Below are 19,916 nucleotides of genomic sequence, written 5' to 3' on the forward strand. Positions count from 1 at the left end.
CGTGAAAAGGCGGTGTCTTAACCCCTTGACCAACGGACCTGAGCTTTTCGACTCTTTCTATTATACCTTCTTTTCTCCCTTTGTCAAGAACTTTTCCCAGTGAATTTAATTTTTCTTCACTAACTTAACCACTTCTTCTGTTCGTGCAGTGCGAGGAAACATATCGACCGACTGGATATACTGCAGATCATAGACAGTTACTATTTTAACCAAATCTCGTGCTAATGTTGAAACATTACAAGATACATAGACCATTTTTTCTGGAACATAGGTCAGAATGGTATCCAATAGCTTATCATCTAAGCCTGTATGAGGAGGGGCAACTATCAGGGCATCTGCTCGGTAACCTTCACATTAGAACATAAAAAGAGAGGTTGAACCTCTCTAAATTTATTTTTCTTCACTCATTTTTGATTTTACTTCATCATAAGATAGGGCGTGAGATTCCTCTTCTACAGTCTCAGGCATTTTTCCTGTTTCGTAAAGAGATTTAATCTGTGTACTATCCAATGTTTCGTATTTCAACAATGCTTCTGCAATCAACTTATGAGTTTCACGATTTGATTGGATAATTTCAGCAGCTTTGTTTCGTGCCTCATTTAATAATGAACGAACTTCCTCATCAATTTCATAGGCTGTTTGTTCTGAAATTGATTTTTGAGGACTTTGTGCACCAAACATAGCATGATTGCCCTCATATTGAACTGGACCTAGTTTTTCACTCATACCGTATTCAGTGACCATTGCACGCGCCATCTGTGTAGCTTGTTCAAAGTCATTTGAAGCTCCTGTCGTTTGGACATTAAAGATAATTTCCTCAGCAACACGACCTCCCATCAAACCTGCTAATTGCTCTTTCATATCTTCTTTAGAAAGAAGCATTTGGTCTTCTTTAGGAAGTGCAATCATGTATCCGCCTGCACGTCCACGTGGTACGATAGTCACTTTATGAACAACACGGGCATTCGACAAGACTAAACCAACAATGGTATGTCCAGCCTCGTGGTAGGCAACCAATTCACGTTCTCTTTGTGATACTGTTTTATCTTTCTTAGACGGTCCAGCAATCACTCTGTCCTCTGCCTCATCAATATCTGAAGCATCAATAACTGACTTGTTGCGACGGGCTGCAACCAAGGCTGCCTCATTTAGAACATTTTCCAAGTCAGCTCCCACAAAACCTGGAGTTTGTTGGGCAACTAATTTCAAATCAACATCTTCTGCTAGAGGTTTATTTTTAGCGTGAACTTTCAAGATTGCTTCACGACCTTTAACATCAGGGCGACCAACCAAGACTTTTCTATCAAAACGTCCTGGGCGGAGAAGAGCTGGATCAAGAACATCTGAACGGTTTGTCGCAGCGATAACAATAATTCCTTCATTACCCTCAAAACCATCCATTTCAATTAAGAGCTGGTTCAAGGTTTGCTCACGTTCATCATTTCCTCCACCGAGGCCGACACCACGTTGGCGACCAACAGCATCAATTTCATCGATAAAGATAATGGCTGGTGCTGCTTTTTTAGCATCCTCAAAAAGAGAACGAACACGACTTGCACCAACTCCGACAAACATTTCTACAAAGTCTGATCCTGAGATGCTAAAGAATGGAACACCTGCTTCTCCAGCAACCGCCTTAGCAAGCAAAGTCTTACCTGTTCCCGGAGGTCCCTCTAAAAGAACACCCGCAGGAATACGCGCGCCAAGTTTGGTAAATCGTTTTGGATCTTTTAGGAATTCAACAACTTCTACTAATTCTTGTTTTTCTTCCTCGGCACCTGCAACATCTGAAAATCGTACCTTGATATCTTCTTTGTTAGCAGCCTTGGCCTTGCTACGTCCAAAACTCATTGGATTTCTACTATTGTTTCCTCCCATATTTCCCATCATAGAGAATAGGAAGAAGAAGAGAATAGCAAATGGCACAACAGAGACAAGGATATTGATCCACATACCACTTGAACTCTCATGTTTAACCGTTACCTCTGCCTTATGTTCAGAAGCAAGTTTTTGCAATTCTGCAACTGTTGAATCAGACGGAAGAATGGTACTTGAGAATCTTTCTACTGTTGTAGCAGCAGGAGTGAAAAATTGAATTCCTGTTTCTTCTTTACTAGTTTTAGGATTTTTATAAACACCAGACACCTCAATGATGCTACCATTCGGCTGATAGGTTAATTCTTTTACATTGTCTGCTGTAATTTCTTTTACCAATTCTGTATAGTTAATTTTTTCGCTTCGTCCCGCAGTATTTCCAGAATAAAAATACTGGAATCCTGTTACAAGGAAGAAGATAATTAACAAGTATAAAAATGGATTTCTAACTAAACCGTTATTTTGTTTTTTCATTAAAGATAGATCTTTCTAATTTGAATAAACTTCTTCTTTCAATACTCCGACATAAGGAAGGTTACGATAATTCTCTTTATAATCTAGACCATAACCTACTACAAACTCATTTGGAATAGTAAAGCAAGTATAATCTGCCTCAATTTCAACAACACGTCCCTCTGGTTTGTCCAACAAAGTCGCGATTTTAACAGAAGCTGCTTCTCTTTCAATAAACATATCTCGCAAATTCTTCAAAGTTTGACCTGTATCGATGATATCCTCTACAAATAAAACATGTCTTCCTTTGATATCTTGAGTTACGTCTTGCTTGATATTGATTACACCACTACTTGCAGTTCCACCATGGTAGCTAGATACCATCATGAAGTCCATCTCAATATGTGTATCAATATGCTTAACCAATTCAGCCATAAAAGGAATCGATCCTTTCAAAATTCCAATAAGAATTGGATTTTTCCCCTCATAGTCTTTGGTTAGTTGTTCACCTAGCTTTTTAGCTGCTTCTGTAATTTCATCATGTGAAACGAGGATTTTTTTAATATCGTGTTCTAACATCTTTTTACCTATCTATTTTTTCTATATAAAGTACAGTGTTCATTATATCATTTTTCGTGTTTTTACTCAAATCACTGGTCGCAATTCCTAAAATTGAGACAATTTCTCCAAATTGCTCAATAATAGGAGCTGTTTTTCGTTTTTCAATAGGGATTTTCAAATCTATAAACAAGCGTCTCAGTTTCTTTCGATGACCATTCAGCCTAATAACATCACCAGGTTTTCGACCTCTAATCCGTATTGAGGTTTCTCGTGAAACATTTATTTTTTGAACAACATCTCCTTCAATAGGAATACCAAAGGAAAATAAATAGCCCTTATGTCGAACTTGATTTTGATAGTGTAACACAAGTTCATCTTCCTTTTCATCAGCCTGAGGACTGATTTTGCAAACTCGAAAATTCTGATACTCTTTTATCAATTCATAGCCATTTTTCAATGGATAACGATACTGGCTTTTCCTTGCTAAAATCTGTCGAACTTCATCAAACTGAGACTTCGTAAGATTTAAGTCTGGGAATTGATTGAGATAGTTCTGGAGCAAGACCCCTTGAGTTTGTTTTGAGTATGAAAAGAGCTCATTCAAATCTTCTACATCAATCTGTTCAGAAAGCTCCGTTATGGCTGCTTGGTAATCTGAAATCTCACTTCCTAGATTTAAAAGAGCAGATCTAAGACGGGGATTTTCTTTTTCAAGTTCTGGTAAATACTTATTTCGAATGCGATTGCGAAAATAGGTACTTTCCTGATTTGTTTGATCTTCGAAATGAGCAATTGGTGGAAAATCCTTTTTATGAAAATGCAACAAGGGACGGATGATTTCAATATTATCAACTACTTGACTTTCTTTTATTCCTATTAAATGACGTAACCGACTTCCACGAATCAAGCGCATCAAAATCGTTTCAACTTGATCATCTGCATGGTGGGCAGTAACCAAGGCAGTCGCTCCAACTTCTTTCATGATTTTCCTAAAAAAATCATAACGAAACTCTCGAGCACGCGCTTCTGAAAAGTCTCCTGAAAAGCTTGTAATATAAATAGGAAGTTCAGCTGCATCAGCTAACTTCCTTAGTTCATTTTCCTCCCAGTCAGACTCACTTCTCTGCTTGTGATTGACATGTGCTAAAATCAACTCAATTCCCAACTCATTTTGATAAGTAGACAATAGATGAAATAAAAACATCGAATCCAGTCCACCAGACAGAGCCAATAGGACTTTAGAATGTTTTTTAAAATACTCTTTTCGGAGAAAATGATTTAAAAAATCCTGTTCCCTCATTTTAGAACCTCATAGACATCCTTGGCTATCTTAGAAATGGTGTCATAATCAGAATTTTTGGTGAAAATAGAAAGAACGAAAGGAGAATCAGTATAGACAATGGCAGTGTCATGTTTAAACTCATCGGCATCTCCAATTTTATGAGCTAGCTTAACCGAAACTCCTTTTGCGATTCTTTGGTTGTCAAAATCAGTCTTACTCATAGACTCTAAGACAAAACCATTCTGATTATAAATAGCTTCCATGACTTTTCCAGCCATTTTTGAAGAAGTCAATTTGTCATTCACATCCCAATCTTCACCCATAATAGTGGACATTTTTTCTTTGAAAGCCCCGTCAGACTGATTGGTCACATAATAACCTAAAATATTATGAGCAACATTATCAGACTCTTTTGTTACCTTGGTAATTAACTGTTGAAGACTGTAATCTTTGCTGTCTTCTTTTTTAGGTAAACTACCACTACCTTCTGGTTTATAGGAACCAGGGAAACTATTTACTTCTGGGATATACTTGAAGCTACTTTCTAGCGTATATTCCCCTTGATTTATCTTATCTTGAGCATAATAAAGATAGGCCAGTTTCAAGATGCTAGCTGCATAGAGTTTGCTGTCTTCATTCACCCCAGCCTCTTTACCTGTACTCAGTTGTTTAACATAAATAGAATAATTTTCATTCTGATAGTTGTTTGATAAAACTTCTTGAACCTTCTGGATGCGATTGTCTTCTTCTGAGACGAACCCTTTTGATACCCACCCAACTTGATCAATATGAAGAAATTCTTGTCCCTCAGCAAAGAGGGTTCTATCCACTAGTACGTGTTGATAGGGGGAGAGGGTAGAAGAAATTTCTTTAGTGCCATAAGGGCTGTTATAGATAACAAACCCCGGTTCCAACCATACTTGTCTATTTTGAGTTTGAACTTGACTTTGATCATAGACCAACCGCTTATCTGCAAGGATAAACTGGTGATTATCTAATTTAAAAATAGGAACACCTTGTCTATTCAAACGCCACTCTACTATTTTAAAGGTGGTTCCAGGAGTCAATTTACCAGACTCCTTGACAAGTTCCTCATTAGCATAGACAGCTGTTTCTCCATATACCATTGGGGATTCCAGAGTTTCTTTATAGTAGAATCCATAATCAGACTCGGTTAGATAATAAATTTCTTGTGAAGAGTAAGGAAGCTGTTTTTCTGTGCTAACTACTCTTGAGGTTATGATAAAAGCAGGTAGCAATAAAACTACTAAGAACTTACGCATTCTTCTCTTCCCTTTCTTCTTGTAATCGTAATAAATGATTTTTAGCTGCTAATTCTTCTAGTTTTTCATCTGATAAACTTAGAAACTGCTCAACAACTTCTAATAAATTTTCCATGACATTACCTCGGAAGCAAATCAGGAATTGTGTAAATCGCTTCTCGTTTCTTTGAGTAATAGTACTTGGCGCGTGCATATTTTGCTACATAGTCTTCATCTTTCAACTTTGCAGCAAAAGCGGATTCCTTATCCTTTTCATCACTGAGAGTTTGATACTGTTCTTTCAACTCTGTCAATTGCTGACGACGTTGCAGTAACTGATTATAGCTTTGGGCCAGATTATAGGTCGGTAAAATAAACAATAAAATCATCAAAATAAGAACCCAACCCATAAAGCGATTCCTCTTTTGTCTTTCCTTCATCAGGTAGCGACGACGTTGGTGTTCATTTTGAATAAAAGGATTATTCATTTGTACAATATTTTTAGACATTTTCTTCTACCCGTGTTTCACTGATAATTTCATACATGCCTGCTGCATCTTCTTTTTTTGTACTATCTTTCATCTCCAGTACTTTTACAAGCAACAACTTATTTCCAAAGCGAATTTCAACTTGGTCATCAACTTTCAAATCTGTTGAACTTTTGGCCAAAATTCCATTTACCTTGATTCTACCTTTATCTGCTACTTCCTTTGCGACTGTGCGGCGCTTAATAATTCGTGATACTTTTAAATACTTGTCTAATCTCATTTTTATTACCTCAAATTATTATTGTACCATTTTTATCCCTTTTATAGAAGAAAAACGTCAAAGAGAATTAGCTTCCTTTGATTCTTTTATCTCTAATAAACTTTCTCCAAAAATCATCAGCCCTTCTAAAATTTCATAATCCTTCTTGTTTCGGACATCAAATACAACTTCCATTAATCCTCTATTCTCCGCTATAGCTGCTTTTAAATTGGTTGCAGATAGGGATTTAAAGTAATCTTGAGCCAAAAACAATCGTTGAGTGATTTTTTCAAATTGAACTGTAATCTTATTGTCTTTTCTTTCCACACGTTCTACAAATACCTTATCCAAGTATGATTTGACCAAACCAATCTCTAAAAGGTAGGCTACTACATCTGGGTATTCTCCAAAGCGGTCCATCAACTCTTCTTGTAGTTCTTCATAGTTGACACGGTTGTCAATTTGACGAATTTTCTTGTAAATTTCAATCTTATGTCGTTGGTCAGAAATATAAGTATCAGGAAGATAAGCATCAATTTGTAAAATCAACTCAGCATTTCCTTTATTTCTTGTGTTCTCAGTGCCATTGCGTTTAGCAATAGCTTCCTCTAATAACTGTGAATACAATTCAAAACCAACAGAATCAATGAAACCTGATTGGGATTTTCCTAAGAGGTTTCCTGCCCCACGGATAGAAAGATCTCGCATCGCAATCTTAAATCCAGATCCCAATTCTGTAAATCCTTTGATTGCTTCTAATCTCTTTTCAGAGACTTCACTGATTGATTTTTCTGGACGATACATGAGATAGGCATAAGCAATGCGATTACTACGACCAACTCTTCCTCTTAATTGATACAAGGTTGACAAGCCCATATGATCTGCATTTTCAATAAACAGGGTATTGGCGTTTGGAATATCAACACCTGTTTCAATAATAGTAGTTGTCACCAAAATATCATATTGACCTTCAATAAAGTCCAATAGAGTGTTTTCTAACTGAATTTCACTCATTTGTCCATGAACAAACCCAATCGAAGCTTCTGGAATCAACTCCTGTAATTCTGAAACCTTCCGATCAATAGTGTCAACTTTGTTGTAAAGATAGTAAACTTGACCTCCACGCTCCATTTCACGCAAGACTGCATCACGAATCACACTATCATTCTTTTCCAAAACATAGGTTTGCACTGGATAACGATTGGTCGGAGGTGTTTCAATAACAGACAAATCTCGGATTCCCAACATAGACATATGAAGAGTACGAGGTATTGGAGTTGCTGTCAAGGTTAAGACATCCACTTGTTTCTTCAGTTCTTTCAACGTTTCCTTATGCTTGACACCAAATCGTTGCTCTTCATCAATAATCATCAATCCCAAATCTGAAAACACAACATCTTTTGACAAAACACGATGCGTTCCAATGAAAATATCGACTTGACCATTCTTTAATTTTTCAAGTGTCTCTGCCTGCTCTTTTTTACTTCTAAAACGACTCAACACATCAATATTAACAGCAAAATTTTGGAATCTCTCTTTAAAATTTGTATAGTGTTGTTGCGCTAAAACCGTCGTCGGAACTAGAACGACAACTTGTTTATGATCATTGACCGCCTTAAAAGCAGCTCGCATTGCAACCTCAGTCTTCCCAAAGCCAACATCCCCAACTAAAAGTCGATCCATGGGATGAGAATCCTGCATATCTCTCTTAATTTCCTCAATACTACGAAGTTGATCATCCGTTTCAATATAAGGGAAAGCATCATCAAAAGCATGTTGCTCATCATCATCAGCTGAGAAAGCAAACCCCTTCAACTGACTACGCTCAGAATAAAGCTTGATTAAATCGTCAGCTATATCCTCTACCTGGTTCTTAACTTTTTGCTTGGCCTTTTTAAAATGACCATCATTTAATTTATTAAGTTTTGGCGCTTTACCGTCACTTGAAACATATTTTGACAGTAACTGAATCTGCTCAACTGGGATGGAGATTTGATCCCCATTTTGATATTGAACACTGACATAATCACGGTGAATCCCTTTGATTTCAATTGTTTCAATGCCTAGATATTGACCAATTCCATGAATATGGTGAACAACGTAGTCCCCTTTTTCAAGTTCATTATAATCTTTTAATCGCTCTGCATTTGACGCATGTTGTCTTCTAAAACGACGTTTTAATTTCTTTTGAAAAATCTCATGTTCAGTGATCAAGAGAATTTTTTCATCTACAAAATGAAAACCATGTCTTAGATTACCCTCAATCAAGTTTACAGATTCTTTACAGATACTTGACTTATCTCTGTAATCCAATTTAATCTGGTATTCCTCTAAAACATCCTCCAATGTTTTACTTCCCATTGAATTGCTAGACTGCAAGATAATAGTGTAGTCCATTTTTTTATATCGCTCAATTTCTTCTTTAAGAAAAGAAAATTGATTGAAAAACTCCTGCATAGGATATTGATTAAATTGATAAATGTGATCAAATTTGAGATTTCCTAATCCTTTTTGTAGATTTGAGAAAAAGGTAACTGGACTTTGTTTTTTATAGGTTTGCTCTGTATCTGCAAAATACTGCATGTCAGAAAATGCTTTACCATTCTGTAAATCTTCTGTAAAGTATTGTGCTAATTCTCTTTCAAATGCTTCATACTGATTCATCAATTTTTGATAATCATCAAAGAATACTGGTGTATCTTTTTCAATATAATCAGATATAGTCCATGTTTTATGGTAACATAAAGATAAAAACTTTCGACTATCTGAATGTACTTGTTTTTGATGAAAACTTGACAAAATTTCTTCTAGATAGGATTTCAAAATCGGTGATAGAGTCTTCGAAATTTGCTTTTCCAAAGCTGACTGACCTTGTCGATAATCCTTTTCTCTTAAAAGCATATCACTAGCTGGAAAGATAGTGAGTTCTGTTTGATTTTCTTTTGATAATTGTGTTTCTACTTCGAAAGTCCGAATTCCATCTACTTCATCACCAAAAAACTCGATTCGGAAAGGTTCTAACTGAGACATCTCAAAAATATCTAAAATATCTCCTCGAATACTAAACTCACCTTGTGTCTGTACTTGAGTAACTTTTCGATATCCAATTTCCTTTAACCGGTGAAGTAGCTCGCGTTGGTCATATTCTTCGCCAACTGCAATTTTTATAGTACTTTCTTTAAATCTAGTCGGAGAGGGTAAAATTAACCGACTCGCTGCGATATTACAAACTAAAATCCCTTTCTTAGACGGATCACTCAAAAAACGCAAGGCCTCAACCCGCGAAATGATTTTTTCTTGCGAAGACATCAAAAACTCTACCATAGGAGAGTCATCAACCAAAAATGGATAGACAAGTTCCTCTCCTAAGAGAGAAAGAAGATCACTGATAATTCGTTCTGCTTCTCCATAAGTTGAAGTCAGTAACACAATCTTATTTTCTTTTTCTAGACTGCTTGCAATTGCAAGAGCCTTGGTAGAAGTTGACAGACCTAGTATTAGTTGTCTTTTCTTATCTGTCAGATTTTGATGCCATTTTTCTATCTGATTATTTTCTGAGAATAAATCTAATAAAGTCACCATTTATCCATTATACCTCTGCATTGTTTTTTCAAAGTTTTTCTCTTGTAAATAGTAGTTTACAGCTTTGTCAACCTTGTCAATTGACTGTAAAATACCTACATAGTCATCCTGATCAAACTTACTTAAAACATGGTGAACCACTGACATTCCTTTTTTAGGTCTTCCGATACCTATTTTAACACGGTTAAAGATCTGAGTACCTATATGTTGAATAATAGATTTGATCCCATTATGACCACCTGCTGATCCCTTAGCTCTTAAGCGAATTTTTCCAACTTCCATGTCAAGGTCATCGTAAATAACCAGTAAGTCTTCAATATCCAAACCATAGTAAGTCAATAAAGCATGAACCGCTTTTCCACTTTCGTTCATAAAGGTCGTAGGTTTGACAAGATAAATTTTTTCTCCATTGAGGAAAAAAGATGCTAGGTCAGCTTGAAATATCTTATCGTGTGTAAAAGTGACATTTTGTTTTTTAGCTAATTGGTCAATCAACATAAAGCCAACATTGTGCTTGGTTTCAAAATATTTATCCCCTGGATTTCCTAATCCAACAAGTAATTTAGTCATTTATTTTCCTTTCAAAAGCCAAAAGGGTTGGAATTTTTTTCCAACCTAATTGACACTATTTGTTAAATGTTATTAGACATTAAAGCGGAATTCCATGATATCGCCATCTTGAACGACATATTCTTTTCCTTCTTCACGCAAGCGCCCAGCTTCTTTTACAGCCTTTTCAGATCCGTATTTCACCAAATCATCATAAGACATGGTTACTGCACGGATAAATCCTTTTTCGAAGTCAGAGTGGATGATACCAGCAGCTTGAGGAGCTTTCATACCACGCTTAAAGGTCCAAGCACGGACTTCTTTTTCACCAGCTGTAAAGTAAGTTCCAAGTCCAAGCAAGTGGTAAGCAGCTCGAGTCAATTTATCAACACCTGATTCTGTCAAACCAAGTGCTTCAAGAAACTCTTGCTTATCTTCATCATCTAACTCAGAAATTTCTTCTTCAGCACGCGCGGAAATAACTACTACTTCAGCATTCTCTGTCGCTGCAAATTCACGAATTTGTTTGACATAGTCGATAGAGTCTGGATCTGAAACGACATCCTCATCTACATTAGCAACATAAAGAACTGGTTTAGTCGTCAAAAGGAAGAGACCTTTGACTACTTTTTGTTCTTCATCTGTGAATTCAATGGTACGTGCTGATTTTCCATCTTCAAGGACTGGTTTAATTTTTTGAAGGACATTAAACTCTGCTACTGATTCTTTATCTTTTTGCGTACGCGCCATCTTTTCTACACGCGCATAGCGTTTATTTACTGACTCTAGGTCAGCAAGAATCAACTCCAAGTTAATGGTATCAATATCTGCAAGTGGATCCACAAAGGCGTCTTCACGTCCTTGCTCGCGCATAACATTTTCATCATCAAATGCACGCACAACATGAACAATCGCATCTACTTCACGGATGTTGGCCAAAAATTTATTCCCTAGACCTTCTCCTTTCGATGCGCCTTTTACAATCCCTGCAATATCTGTAAATTCAAAAGTTGTTGGAACTGTCTTTTTAGGAGTAATCATTTCCGTTAGTTTTTGTAGGCGTTCATCTGGAACTTCTACCATTCCAACGTTTGGATCAATAGTCGCAAATGGGTAGTTTGCTGCCTCTGCTCCTGCTTTTGTAATTGCATTAAAAAGGGTTGATTTACCAACGTTTGGCAAACCAACGATACCTGCTGTTAAAGCCATATTTTCTCATTCTCCGTTCTCATTTCAATCCCTAACATTATAACACAAAAAGGGAAAACTTGCTAACTCTCTAGCTAAGGGTTCTTAGTCAATAATCTTATTCATTTTTCGTTCAAAATCATGGCGGCTCATCATAACAAGGTGGTCGCAATTGCTACATTTGATTTTGATATCTGCCCCAACACGTGTAATTTCCCAACGATTGGCTTTTTTTCCTGTTGACTTGATGGTGCAAGCATGTGGCTTTTTCATTTCAATAAAATTTCCAACTTGATACATACTACTCTCCTTTTCTTTTTCGATTATATCATAAAAGAGGCGAGCTAGGCTCAACCTCTTTCACTTAATTTGTACGAACTGGAGTAATGAGCTGCATGAAGTCTTCATCAGTATCTGCTGGAACAAGAGTGAATGGACGAACAGCTGAGATAAAGCTGATAGTTACTTTTTCGCTATTTAAAGCTTTGAGGGAATCAATCAAGTAAGTCGGGTTGAAACTAATAGTCAAATCATTCCCAGTAACCTGCTCAGTATCGATTTCTTCGTTTACTTTACCAACTTCAGGAGAATGAACATGGGCGCTAACAACACCACCTTTAATTTCAAGCTTCACAGTACCATTTTGAGTCGCACTTGATAAGAGACGAGCACGTTCCATTGAATGACGCAAGTTGACAACATCAAAAGTTACTGTCGTATTAAAGTCAGTTGGAATCAAACGATCTGTATCAGGATAGTTTCCTTCTAGGAGACGAGTGTAGAAGCTAATATTTTCGCTTCTAAAGAGGATTTGATTATTTGCAAAGAAAATCTCCACAGTTTCAATATCATCCGTAAATACAGCTGAAAATTCGCGTAGAGAGCGACTAGGAATCACCACATCAAAATCATCACCATTTTTTTCAAGAGTCAATTTTTTCTGGCTAAGGCGATGAGAGTCTGTTGCAACTGTCTTTAGTTCCTTGTGATTGCTCAAAACAAAATGGACACCAGTCAAAATTGGACGACTTTCTTGCGTACTTGCAGCAAAAGCTGTTTCATTGATAATTTTCTTAAGTAGTTTGGTTTCAAGAACCAAAGGTGTGCTTGCTGAAATTTCTTGAATTCGTGGGTACTGTTCGCTATCTTTTCCTTTTAGAGTGATTTCTGATTTGCCACTTGTTAAGACAATTTGTTTTTGTTCAATTTCTTTGAAATCAAGGGTTACATCTGGAAGACTGGATACAACATTGATAAAGAAAGAGGCTTCAAGAAGAATCGAACCTAAGGAAGTAATCAAAAGACCAGCATCTTCATTTTTTTGAGAAATGAAATTTTCAATGGAGATTTGCCCATTTGATCCAATTAAAGTAATTCCTTCATTGGTAACATCAATTTTGATTGTTGATAAAATTGGAATAGCATTTTTAGAGCTAATTGCTCGTTTTGTGGTATTTAAGGCTTGTAGAAATAAATTTTTATTAATTGAAAAATGAATCATGGATTCTCCTTTATTTATTCTTAGTATTAGAAAGTTAATAGTAATAATAGAGTCTGTGAATTCTGTGGAAAACTGATTTCTATTTAGTAAATTCAAGATTCCTAGCTTGTTTAAAAAATGTGGATAAAAAAGATAGGAAAGTGAGAGTTATCCACAAGCTACTTAATTTTCTTTTTGATTGATTCTACTTCTAAACGTAAATTATCGTCTTCGTCAATCAATGATTTTATTTTAGCATGAGCATGAATCACGGTAGTATGATCCTTTCCGCCGAATTCTTTTCCGATTTTAGGAAGACTATTATCTGTCAGTTCTCTAGCTAGATACATAGCAACTTGACGCGCCAAAACGATGTTTTGAACTCGTCTCGTCCCCTTCATTTCTTTGACACTCACTCCATAAAAATTACCAACTTCAGTTTGGATTTTTTCAATTGGAATAACAAGCATCTGGCGGGCATCTTGTTTACGTGCTCTGATAGCCTCTGCAGCGATATCAATAGTTATATCCTTAATCTTCTTGACTCTGGCAATTAAAGTGATATCGTTGATTGCTCCTTCCAATTCTCGAACATTTGAGTCAAATTGGCCAGCTAGGTATTCTAGGGTATCGCTTTGGAAATGGTAATCTAAATGCTCTGTTTTACTTTGAAGAATGGCGATACGTGTTTCAAAGTCAGGAGGGGTGATATTTTGTGTTAATCCCCAGCTAAAGCGCGTGACAAGTCTCTCTTCAAGGCCTTCTAGGTGTTTAGGGCTACGATCACTGGTTAGGACAATCTGTTTCTGCTTATCATGAAGAGCATTGAAGGTATTGAAAAATTCTTCCTGGGTTGCGACTTTTTTGCCACTGAGAGATTGGATATCATCGATCAATAAGAGATCAAGACTACGGTAAGTCTTTTTGAACTTTTCCATTTCCCCAAGTCGCAAGTGTTCAAGAAAGTCATTGATAAAGCTTTCAGCAGGAATGTACTTGACACGCGCATCAGGAATATTCTTCAAAATCTCATTTCCAATCGCATTAAGTAAGTGAGTCTTTCCAAGCCCAGGTCCTCCATAGATGAAAAGAGGATTGTAGGTTAGAGCTAAATCTTCTGATACAGCTAACGCAGCGGACACCGCCCAAACATTTCCATCACCTTGAATAAAGTTATCAAAGGTATATTTTTCTTTTAATCCCGTTTCAGAATAGGGAATCGTTGGTAGTGCAGGTGTATAATCGTAAGTAGAGACACTATTTGTATCATTTACTTGAGGAGATTCTGTACTCTGAGGTTTAGTGAAAATATAGTGAGGTTTGATTTCAGAATCATAAATTTCAAAACCAGCAGCAATAATAATATCTTTTAATTGCTTTTCCCATACCATTTCCATCTCTGTTCTCGGTAGAAATATAGTAGCTGTATTTTCTTCTACTTTGATGAGTTCAGCAGGTGTAGCATAGAAATCATACATAGATCGCGTCAATCTTTCTTGAGCAAATTCTAAAATACGATTCCAAAATTGCTTTTCTTTCAACTATTTTTCCTCCTTTACTATGATTTTAGTAGTTTAGTGCTAGACTTATTTTACCATAGATAGTAGGATTTTTCCACAGATTGGGGAAAAGAATCCACAATGTTAGCAGTATTTATCCACAGGTTGGGGATAAATAGAAAAATCCTTGATTTAGTAGGCTTTTTGATAAAAAAATTGGTGGATAAATTTGTGGGTTGAGAAAATAAAAGAACAGCCTTATTTCAGGCTGTTAATAATTCTATCGTATTCTTCTTGACTTGAAAAAGAAATAACAATCTTTCCAGTATCTTTTTTAGAAAGTTTAATTTCTACATTCACTCCAAGTAGTTTTTTCAATTTATCTTCCTCATCTTTGATGAAAGAGTCACTTTTTTTCTGTTTCTTTTGTTTTTTTTCTGTCAGCAGTGTTTCTAGTTTTCTCACAGAGATGTCTTCGTTTTTGATTAATTGGAAGAAATATTCTTGCTGCTCTTTATCCAAACCAACTAGTGAACGTGCATGAGCTTGAGAGATTTTTCCATTTTCCACTTCAGATAAGATATGCTCTGGTAGGGAAAGCAAACGAATAAAATTAGTGATATAAGGACGAGATTTTCCCATTTTATCCGCTATCTCAGTATGAGTAAATCCTTTTTCTACCAAAGATTCGTAGGCGCGTGCCTCTTCAACTGGATTTAAGTTTTCTCTCTGCAGATTCTCAATGATAGACTGGATCATCATTTCCTGATCTGAGAGATGTTTCACAAGGGCTGGAATAGAAGTAAGACCAGCTAAGAGAGAAGCCCGATATCGTCTCTCTCCTGCAAGGATTTCATAACCAATTACAGGAGATTGACGAACGATGATTGGTTGGATGAGCCCATTTTCTTTGATTGATTGAGCTAATTCCTTTAATTTATCTGCATCAAATTCTTTTCGAGGTTGGTAAGGATTTTTTTGTATTTCTGAGATAGAAATCATTTCAAATTTTTCCATGATTCTACACTAACATATCTTTTACTATCTGTAAAGTTTTCTTTACACTGATGTCAATTAAGACTCTAGATCACCTGAATTCTTATCAAGCTTAATAGAGGTTGTTTCCTCTTTACCATTACGGTAGTAGGTTACTTTGATAGTATCTCCGATAGCATGAGTATAAAGAGCGTGTTGTAGGTCTGTTGATGAGGCAATCTCTTTGTCGTCAACTTTAGTAATGACGTCGTATTTTTGAAGATGTCCATTTGCTGGCATATTACTTTGAACAGATCGAACAACTACACCTGAAGTAAGACTACTTGGGATGTTGAGTTTTCTCAGATCATTCGCTCCAACATTAGCCAAATTGACCATTTGAATTCCAAGAGCTGGACGAGTCACTTTACCATCACTTTCAAGCTGTTTAATGATATTTTGTGCATCGTTTGAAGGAATTGCAAAACCAAGACCTTCTACAGATGTTCCACCATTACTTGCAATTTTACTTGATGTAATACCAATTACTTGACCTTGAATGTTTACAAGTGGACCACCAGAATTACCTGGGTTAATAGCAGTGTCTGTTTGAATAGCTTTTGTAGAAATAGCTTGACCATCTTCAGATTTTAGAGATACAGTTCGATTAAGACTTGAAATAATCCCCTGTGTAACTGTATTAGCATATTCTGAACCTAGAGGACTACCGATAGCAATCGCTGTTTCTCCAACACTAAGTTGACTTGAATCCCCAAATTCTGCTACTGTTGTAACTTTTTCTGAAGAAATTTTAACGACAGCAATATCAGAGAAAGTATCAGATCCCACAATCTCACCAGGAACCTTGGTACCATCTGCCAAGCGGATATCAACTTTTGAAGCTCCATTGATAACGTGAGTATTAGTTACAAGATAGGCATCTTTATCATCTTTTTTATAGATAACACCTGATCCCTCACTCGCGATTTGTTGATTGTCTGAATCAGAATTAGTTTCATCACCATTAAATACACTACTTTGTCTATTTGATGAATAAGTAATAACAGATACAACGGCATCTTTAACTTTATTGACTGCTTGGGTAGTTGAAGTTTCATTCTTATAGGATGTTTGGGTAACAGTGTTGGAATTATTATTTGTAGCTTGATTTCCTTGTTTTTGATAAAGTTGTAATGTTACGAAACTTCCTAAGGCACCACTTAAAAATCCTATTAGAATGATTGCAAGAACTTTAACTACTTTTTTGTAAAATTTTTGTAAGTGTTTCATAAACGCCTCCGTTTGTTATTTATTTACTCAGATTATAAACCTATTAACTTAATCCAAACTTAAAAGCTTAAAGTTTTACACAAGTTGTGGATAACTCGCTTTATTCTGTGAATTTGCTAGAAATTTAGGATGATTTTTATGTGTATAAGATGTGAAATAAAGTGTGGATATGATAGAATAGAAGAATGAAAATAAAAATTGTAACAGTGGGAAAATTAAAAGAAAAATACCTTAAAGATGGTATTGCTGAATATACCAAACGAATTTCACGTTTCGCCAAATTAGAAATGATTGAGCTCACTGATGAGAAGACACCTGACAAAGCCAGTGAATTAGAAAATCAAAAAATCTTGGAAACAGAAGGTGAAAGAATTCTTTCTAAGGTTGGAGAAAGGGACTTTGTCGTTGTACTAGCCATTGAAGGAAAAACACTCTCCTCAGAGGAATTTAGTAAGCAACTAGAAGAGGCTTCTATAAAAGGCTACTCAACTCTTACTTTTATCATTGGAGGAAGTTTAGGTCTGGCACCTAGTGTAAAAAATAGGGCTAACCTTTCTGTCAGTTTTGGACGTCTAACCTTACCACATCAGTTAATGAGATTGGTTTTAGTTGAACAAATTTATCGAGCTTTTACAATTCAACAGGGATCTCCTTATCACAAATAGAAGATTGACTTAGCTCTTGTTTTTTGATAGAATGTTCATGTTAGGTCTCATAGCTCAGCTGGATAGAGCATTCGCCTTCTAAGCGAACGGTCGCAGGTTCGAATCCTGCTGGGATCAATTTTAGATGTAAAGCTGGGAGTTTTCCCAGCTTTTTTCTTAAAAAAGTGCGTTTCAGGTGCAAAAATGTACAGTTGGGAAGAAATTTTTCTTACATGGTCTTCATTTTGTATAATAGGGTTGTAAGTTAATTTACAAGAAAAACAATACAGGAGACTTTATTATGAAAAACACAGTTAAATTGGAACAATTTAAAGAGGTAACAGAAACAGAATTGCAGGAGATTCGAGGTGGGGATTGGAGAATTTCAGAAACAATTCGTAATCTTATTTTTCCAAGAAGAAAGTAATGAAATAAAGGTAGAGAGTAATGGATTTATTTGGATTAGGGATAGCTATTTTTTATTTTCTCATCATTAGCAAAAGTTATGAATGGATTTGTAAAATAAATAGAAAAGAACAAATTGTTTTTTTCTGTTACACATGTATCTCAGTTTTTATACTTGAAGAAATTATTACACTAGTATTTTCTAATAGTTTTGCTTTGTCTAAATTTTTATTTCCTTTGGTTGTGTACCTTTATTTAAGAAAGTTAAAGAAGTCTGAAAAATACAAAGGAATTTTTATCAGTTTACTATTGTCTTTATTATATCACAGTACTCATACTTTTATATCCGTAACTTTATCTTCTATAACAGGAGATGAAGTAGTATTACACTATAAGAGTACATTCCTTTTAGTAGTATTGTTGATGACTTATTTTTCTATTCTAGTAATAATTCGTTATTTTCATCTGGAAATTAAATATTTTGATAAAGATTATCTGTACCCTTTTTTAAAAAAAGTAATAGTTGCTTTCTTTGGTTTGCATATCTTATTGTTTATTTCAGATATAGTAAGTACAACTCATCATTTAAATAGCTTCGGAAGTATTTTAGCAGCCATCATTTTTATATGTTTATTACTGTGCTTCTTCGCAATGAACTCTTATAAGGTTCAAGTTGAAAAAGAGATTGCTCTAAAACAAAAGAAATTTGAACAAAAGTATTTACAGACTTATACAGATGAAATTGTAGGTTTGTATAATGAAATTCGAGGTTTTCGTCATGATTATGCAGGTATGCTTGTCAGCATGCAAATGGCAATTGACAGTGAAGATTTACAAGAAATTAACAGGGTTTACAATGAAGTATTAGTAAAAGCGAATCAAAAACTGCGTTCAGAGAAATATACTTACTTTGATTTGAATAATATAGAAGATTCAGCTTTACGTAGTTTGATTGCTCAATCCATTGTCTATGCACGAAATAATGATGTAGAGTTTACATTGGAAGTAAAGGATGTTATTACTAGATTGTCAATAGATTTACTTGATCTTGTTCGCATCATGAGCATTCTCTTAAATAATGCTGTTGAAGGTGCTGCGGATAGTTACTTGAAACAAATGGAAGTTGCAGTTATTAAAATGGATTTTGAAACAGTTATAGTCATCCAGAATTCATGTAAAATCACTATGACGCCTTCAGAAAACTTATTTGCCTTAGGTTTCTCTACTAAGGGAAGAAATAGAGGTCTAGGACTTAATAATGTCAATGAGATTTTAGACAAGTATGACAACATTATTCTAGAAACAGAGATGGAAGACAACACATTTAGACAAATTATTAGATTTAAGAGGGAATTTGAATGAAAGTACTAATTTTAGAAGATGTTATTGAACATCAAGTGAGACTTGAGAGAATATTGAATGAAATCTCTGAGGAATCAAATATTCCTATTTCGTACAAGACAACAGGAAAAGTTCGTGAGTTTAAGGAATATATCGAAAATGATGAAGTAAACCAGCTTTATTTCCTAGATATTGATATTCATGGAATCGAGAAAAAAGGCTTTGAAGTGGCTCAATTTATCCGTCATCACAATCCTTATGCTATTATTGTCTTTATTACCAGTCGATCTGAATTTGCTACCTTAACGTACAAATACCAGGTATCAGCCCTAGATTTTGTTGATAAAGATATCAATGATGAATTATTCAAAAAACGCATTGAGCAGAGTATTTTTTACACTAAGAGCATGCTGCTTGAAAACGAAGATGTTGTAGACTATTTTGATTACAACTATAAAGGAAATGATTTGAAAATTCCTTACCATGACATTTTGTATATCGAAACCACAGGAGTTTCTCATAAACTTCGGATTATTGGTAAGAATTTTGCAAAAGAATTCTATGGAACTATGACAGATATTCAGGAAAAGGATAAACATACCCAGCGATTTTATTGCTCCCATAAATCTTTCCTTGTCAATGTGGGAAATGTGAGAGAAATTGATCGAAAGAATTTAGAAGTTGTCTTTTATGAAGATCATCGCTGTCCCATCACTCGTTTGAAAATTCGCAAACTAAAAGATATTCTAGAGAAAAAATCTAAAAAGTGATTGACAATTAGTA

General features: G+C 35.5%; 19 protein-coding genes, 1 tRNA gene and 1 pseudogene. 5 read left to right on the forward strand and 16 right to left on the reverse strand.

What is annotated here, in order from left to right; all coding sequences use genetic code 11:
* Window positions 1-105: 105 nt before the first annotated feature.
* The 16 genes and pseudogenes from ACUW6H_RS08710 to ACUW6H_RS08785 form a co-directional block, all read right to left on the reverse strand.
* Window positions 106-351: pseudogene (locus ACUW6H_RS08710) on the reverse strand (23S rRNA (uracil(1939)-C(5))-methyltransferase RlmD); the annotation flags it as partial.
* 39 nt (window positions 352-390) lie between these two features.
* Window positions 391-2,349, reverse strand: a complete 1,959-nt coding sequence (gene ftsH / locus ACUW6H_RS08715) for an ATP-dependent zinc metalloprotease FtsH (protein ID WP_000744576.1) — start codon at window positions 2,347-2,349, stop codon at window positions 391-393.
* Window positions 2,350-2,364: 15 nt separating this feature from the next.
* A complete protein-coding gene (gene hpt / locus ACUW6H_RS08720; protein ID WP_096405657.1) occupies window positions 2,365-2,907 on the reverse strand; it encodes a hypoxanthine phosphoribosyltransferase in 543 nt (180 codons plus the stop codon).
* 4 nt (window positions 2,908-2,911) lie between these two features.
* Window positions 2,912-4,189 (reverse strand): tRNA lysidine(34) synthetase TilS, encoded by a 1,278-nt coding sequence (gene tilS, locus ACUW6H_RS08725; RefSeq protein WP_096405655.1) that lies wholly within the window; start codon window positions 4,187-4,189, stop codon window positions 2,912-2,914.
* On the reverse strand, window positions 4,186-5,454 hold the full coding sequence (locus tag ACUW6H_RS08730; RefSeq protein ID WP_454364190.1) for a serine hydrolase: 1,269 nt from the start codon (window positions 5,452-5,454) through the stop codon (window positions 4,186-4,188). The genes tilS and ACUW6H_RS08730 overlap by 4 nt, the downstream gene beginning before the upstream one ends.
* Entirely contained in the window at window positions 5,447-5,569 is a 123-nt protein-coding gene (locus ACUW6H_RS08735) for an SP_0009 family protein (RefSeq protein WP_000429343.1), read from the reverse strand. The genes ACUW6H_RS08730 and ACUW6H_RS08735 overlap by 8 nt, the downstream gene beginning before the upstream one ends.
* A gap of 4 nt (window positions 5,570-5,573) precedes the next feature.
* Window positions 5,574-5,942 carry a septum formation initiator family protein gene (locus ACUW6H_RS08740; RefSeq protein WP_000041917.1) on the reverse strand — a complete coding sequence of 123 codons (369 nt, stop codon included), beginning with the start codon at window positions 5,940-5,942 and terminating at the stop codon, window positions 5,574-5,576.
* Window positions 5,935-6,201 carry an RNA-binding S4 domain-containing protein gene (locus ACUW6H_RS08745; protein WP_001234973.1) on the reverse strand — a complete coding sequence of 89 codons (267 nt, stop codon included), beginning with the start codon at window positions 6,199-6,201 and terminating at the stop codon, window positions 5,935-5,937. Before ACUW6H_RS08745 ends, ACUW6H_RS08740 begins: the two co-directional genes overlap by 8 nt.
* 57 nt (window positions 6,202-6,258) lie before the next feature.
* Complete coding sequence (gene mfd, locus ACUW6H_RS08750) at window positions 6,259-9,762, reverse strand: transcription-repair coupling factor (protein ID WP_454364193.1); 3,504 nt, start codon at window positions 9,760-9,762, stop codon at window positions 6,259-6,261.
* Window positions 9,763-10,332: an aminoacyl-tRNA hydrolase gene (gene pth, locus ACUW6H_RS08755; RefSeq protein ID WP_096405649.1), complete on the reverse strand. Its 570-nt coding sequence runs from the start codon at window positions 10,330-10,332 to the stop codon at window positions 9,763-9,765.
* Between the two features lie 72 nt (window positions 10,333-10,404).
* Entirely contained in the window at window positions 10,405-11,520 is a 1,116-nt protein-coding gene (gene ychF, locus ACUW6H_RS08760) for a redox-regulated ATPase YchF (RefSeq protein ID WP_001218699.1), read from the reverse strand.
* 84 nt (window positions 11,521-11,604) lie between these two features.
* Window positions 11,605-11,799 (reverse strand): DUF951 domain-containing protein, encoded by a 195-nt coding sequence (locus ACUW6H_RS08765; protein ID WP_000285177.1) that lies wholly within the window; start codon window positions 11,797-11,799, stop codon window positions 11,605-11,607.
* 64 nt (window positions 11,800-11,863) lie between these two features.
* The gene (gene dnaN, locus ACUW6H_RS08770) at window positions 11,864-13,000 is read right to left on the reverse strand and encodes a DNA polymerase III subunit beta (protein WP_000581142.1); all 1,137 of its coding nucleotides are present in this window, start codon (window positions 12,998-13,000) and stop codon (window positions 11,864-11,866) included.
* 158 nt (window positions 13,001-13,158) lie between these two features.
* Window positions 13,159-14,520, reverse strand: coding sequence for a chromosomal replication initiator protein DnaA (dnaA, locus tag ACUW6H_RS08775; RefSeq protein ID WP_096405645.1), 1,362 nt, complete (start codon window positions 14,518-14,520; stop codon window positions 13,159-13,161).
* Between the two features lie 216 nt (window positions 14,521-14,736).
* The gene (locus tag ACUW6H_RS08780; protein ID WP_004239627.1) at window positions 14,737-15,495 is read right to left on the reverse strand and encodes a ParB/RepB/Spo0J family partition protein; all 759 of its coding nucleotides are present in this window, start codon (window positions 15,493-15,495) and stop codon (window positions 14,737-14,739) included.
* A gap of 57 nt (window positions 15,496-15,552) precedes the next feature.
* Window positions 15,553-16,743, reverse strand: coding sequence for a S1C family serine protease (locus ACUW6H_RS08785; protein ID WP_096408770.1), 1,191 nt, complete (start codon window positions 16,741-16,743; stop codon window positions 15,553-15,555).
* 185 nt (window positions 16,744-16,928) lie between these two features.
* Between ACUW6H_RS08785 and rlmH the strand changes: the two genes are divergently transcribed.
* The 5 genes from rlmH (at window position 16,929) to comE (ending at window position 19,903) form a co-directional block, all read left to right on the forward strand.
* Complete coding sequence (gene rlmH, locus ACUW6H_RS08790; protein WP_096408768.1) at window positions 16,929-17,408, forward strand: 23S rRNA (pseudouridine(1915)-N(3))-methyltransferase RlmH; 480 nt, start codon at window positions 16,929-16,931, stop codon at window positions 17,406-17,408.
* Between the two features lie 43 nt (window positions 17,409-17,451).
* Window positions 17,452-17,525 (forward strand) — tRNA-Arg (locus ACUW6H_RS08795).
* Window positions 17,526-17,688: 163 nt separating this feature from the next.
* Entirely contained in the window at window positions 17,689-17,814 is a 126-nt protein-coding gene (gene comC / locus ACUW6H_RS08800; RefSeq protein WP_096408765.1) for a competence-stimulating peptide ComC, read from the forward strand.
* Between the two features lie 20 nt (window positions 17,815-17,834).
* A complete protein-coding gene (gene comD / locus ACUW6H_RS08805; protein ID WP_096408763.1) occupies window positions 17,835-19,154 on the forward strand; it encodes a competence system sensor histidine kinase ComD in 1,320 nt (439 codons plus the stop codon).
* Window positions 19,151-19,903, forward strand: coding sequence for a competence system response regulator transcription factor ComE (gene comE, locus ACUW6H_RS08810; protein WP_000866077.1), 753 nt, complete (start codon window positions 19,151-19,153; stop codon window positions 19,901-19,903). The genes comD and comE overlap by 4 nt, the downstream gene beginning before the upstream one ends.
* The last annotated feature ends 13 nt before the right edge of the window (window positions 19,904-19,916 follow it).

The sequence above is a fragment of the Streptococcus sp. 151470009-6 genome (genome assembly GCF_053628175.1).

What these genes read in the sequence shown, in the direction of transcription:
- ftsH (WP_000744576.1), bottom strand. Translation starts at nt 2,349, where the DNA reads ATGAAAAAACAAAATAACGGTTTAGTTAGAAATCCATTTTTATACTTG.
- hpt (WP_096405657.1), bottom strand. Translation starts at nt 2,907, where the DNA reads ATGTTAGAACACGATATTAAAAAAATCCTCGTTTCACATGATGAAATT.
- tilS (WP_096405655.1), bottom strand. Translation starts at nt 4,189, where the DNA reads ATGAGGGAACAGGATTTTTTAAATCATTTTCTCCGAAAAGAGTATTTT.
- ACUW6H_RS08730 (WP_454364190.1), bottom strand. Translation starts at nt 5,454, where the DNA reads ATGCGTAAGTTCTTAGTAGTTTTATTGCTACCTGCTTTTATCATAACC.
- ACUW6H_RS08735 (WP_000429343.1), bottom strand. Translation starts at nt 5,569, where the DNA reads ATGGAAAATTTATTAGAAGTTGTTGAGCAGTTTCTAAGTTTATCAGAT.
- ACUW6H_RS08740 (WP_000041917.1), bottom strand. Translation starts at nt 5,942, where the DNA reads ATGTCTAAAAATATTGTACAAATGAATAATCCTTTTATTCAAAATGAA.
- ACUW6H_RS08745 (WP_001234973.1), bottom strand. Translation starts at nt 6,201, where the DNA reads ATGAGATTAGACAAGTATTTAAAAGTATCACGAATTATTAAGCGCCGC.
- mfd (WP_454364193.1), bottom strand. Translation starts at nt 9,762, where the DNA reads ATGGTGACTTTATTAGATTTATTCTCAGAAAATAATCAGATAGAAAAA.
- pth (WP_096405649.1), bottom strand. Translation starts at nt 10,332, where the DNA reads ATGACTAAATTACTTGTTGGATTAGGAAATCCAGGGGATAAATATTTT.
- ychF (WP_001218699.1), bottom strand. Translation starts at nt 11,520, where the DNA reads ATGGCTTTAACAGCAGGTATCGTTGGTTTGCCAAACGTTGGTAAATCA.
- ACUW6H_RS08765 (WP_000285177.1), bottom strand. Translation starts at nt 11,799, where the DNA reads ATGTATCAAGTTGGAAATTTTATTGAAATGAAAAAGCCACATGCTTGC.
- dnaN (WP_000581142.1), bottom strand. Translation starts at nt 13,000, where the DNA reads ATGATTCATTTTTCAATTAATAAAAATTTATTTCTACAAGCCTTAAAT.
- ACUW6H_RS08780 (WP_004239627.1), bottom strand. Translation starts at nt 15,495, where the DNA reads ATGGAAAAATTTGAAATGATTTCTATCTCAGAAATACAAAAAAATCCT.
- ACUW6H_RS08785 (WP_096408770.1), bottom strand. Translation starts at nt 16,743, where the DNA reads ATGAAACACTTACAAAAATTTTACAAAAAAGTAGTTAAAGTTCTTGCA.
- rlmH (WP_096408768.1), top strand. Translation starts at nt 16,929, where the DNA reads ATGAAAATAAAAATTGTAACAGTGGGAAAATTAAAAGAAAAATACCTT.
- comC (WP_096408765.1), top strand. Translation starts at nt 17,689, where the DNA reads ATGAAAAACACAGTTAAATTGGAACAATTTAAAGAGGTAACAGAAACA.
- comD (WP_096408763.1), top strand. Translation starts at nt 17,835, where the DNA reads ATGGATTTATTTGGATTAGGGATAGCTATTTTTTATTTTCTCATCATT.
- comE (WP_000866077.1), top strand. Translation starts at nt 19,151, where the DNA reads ATGAAAGTACTAATTTTAGAAGATGTTATTGAACATCAAGTGAGACTT.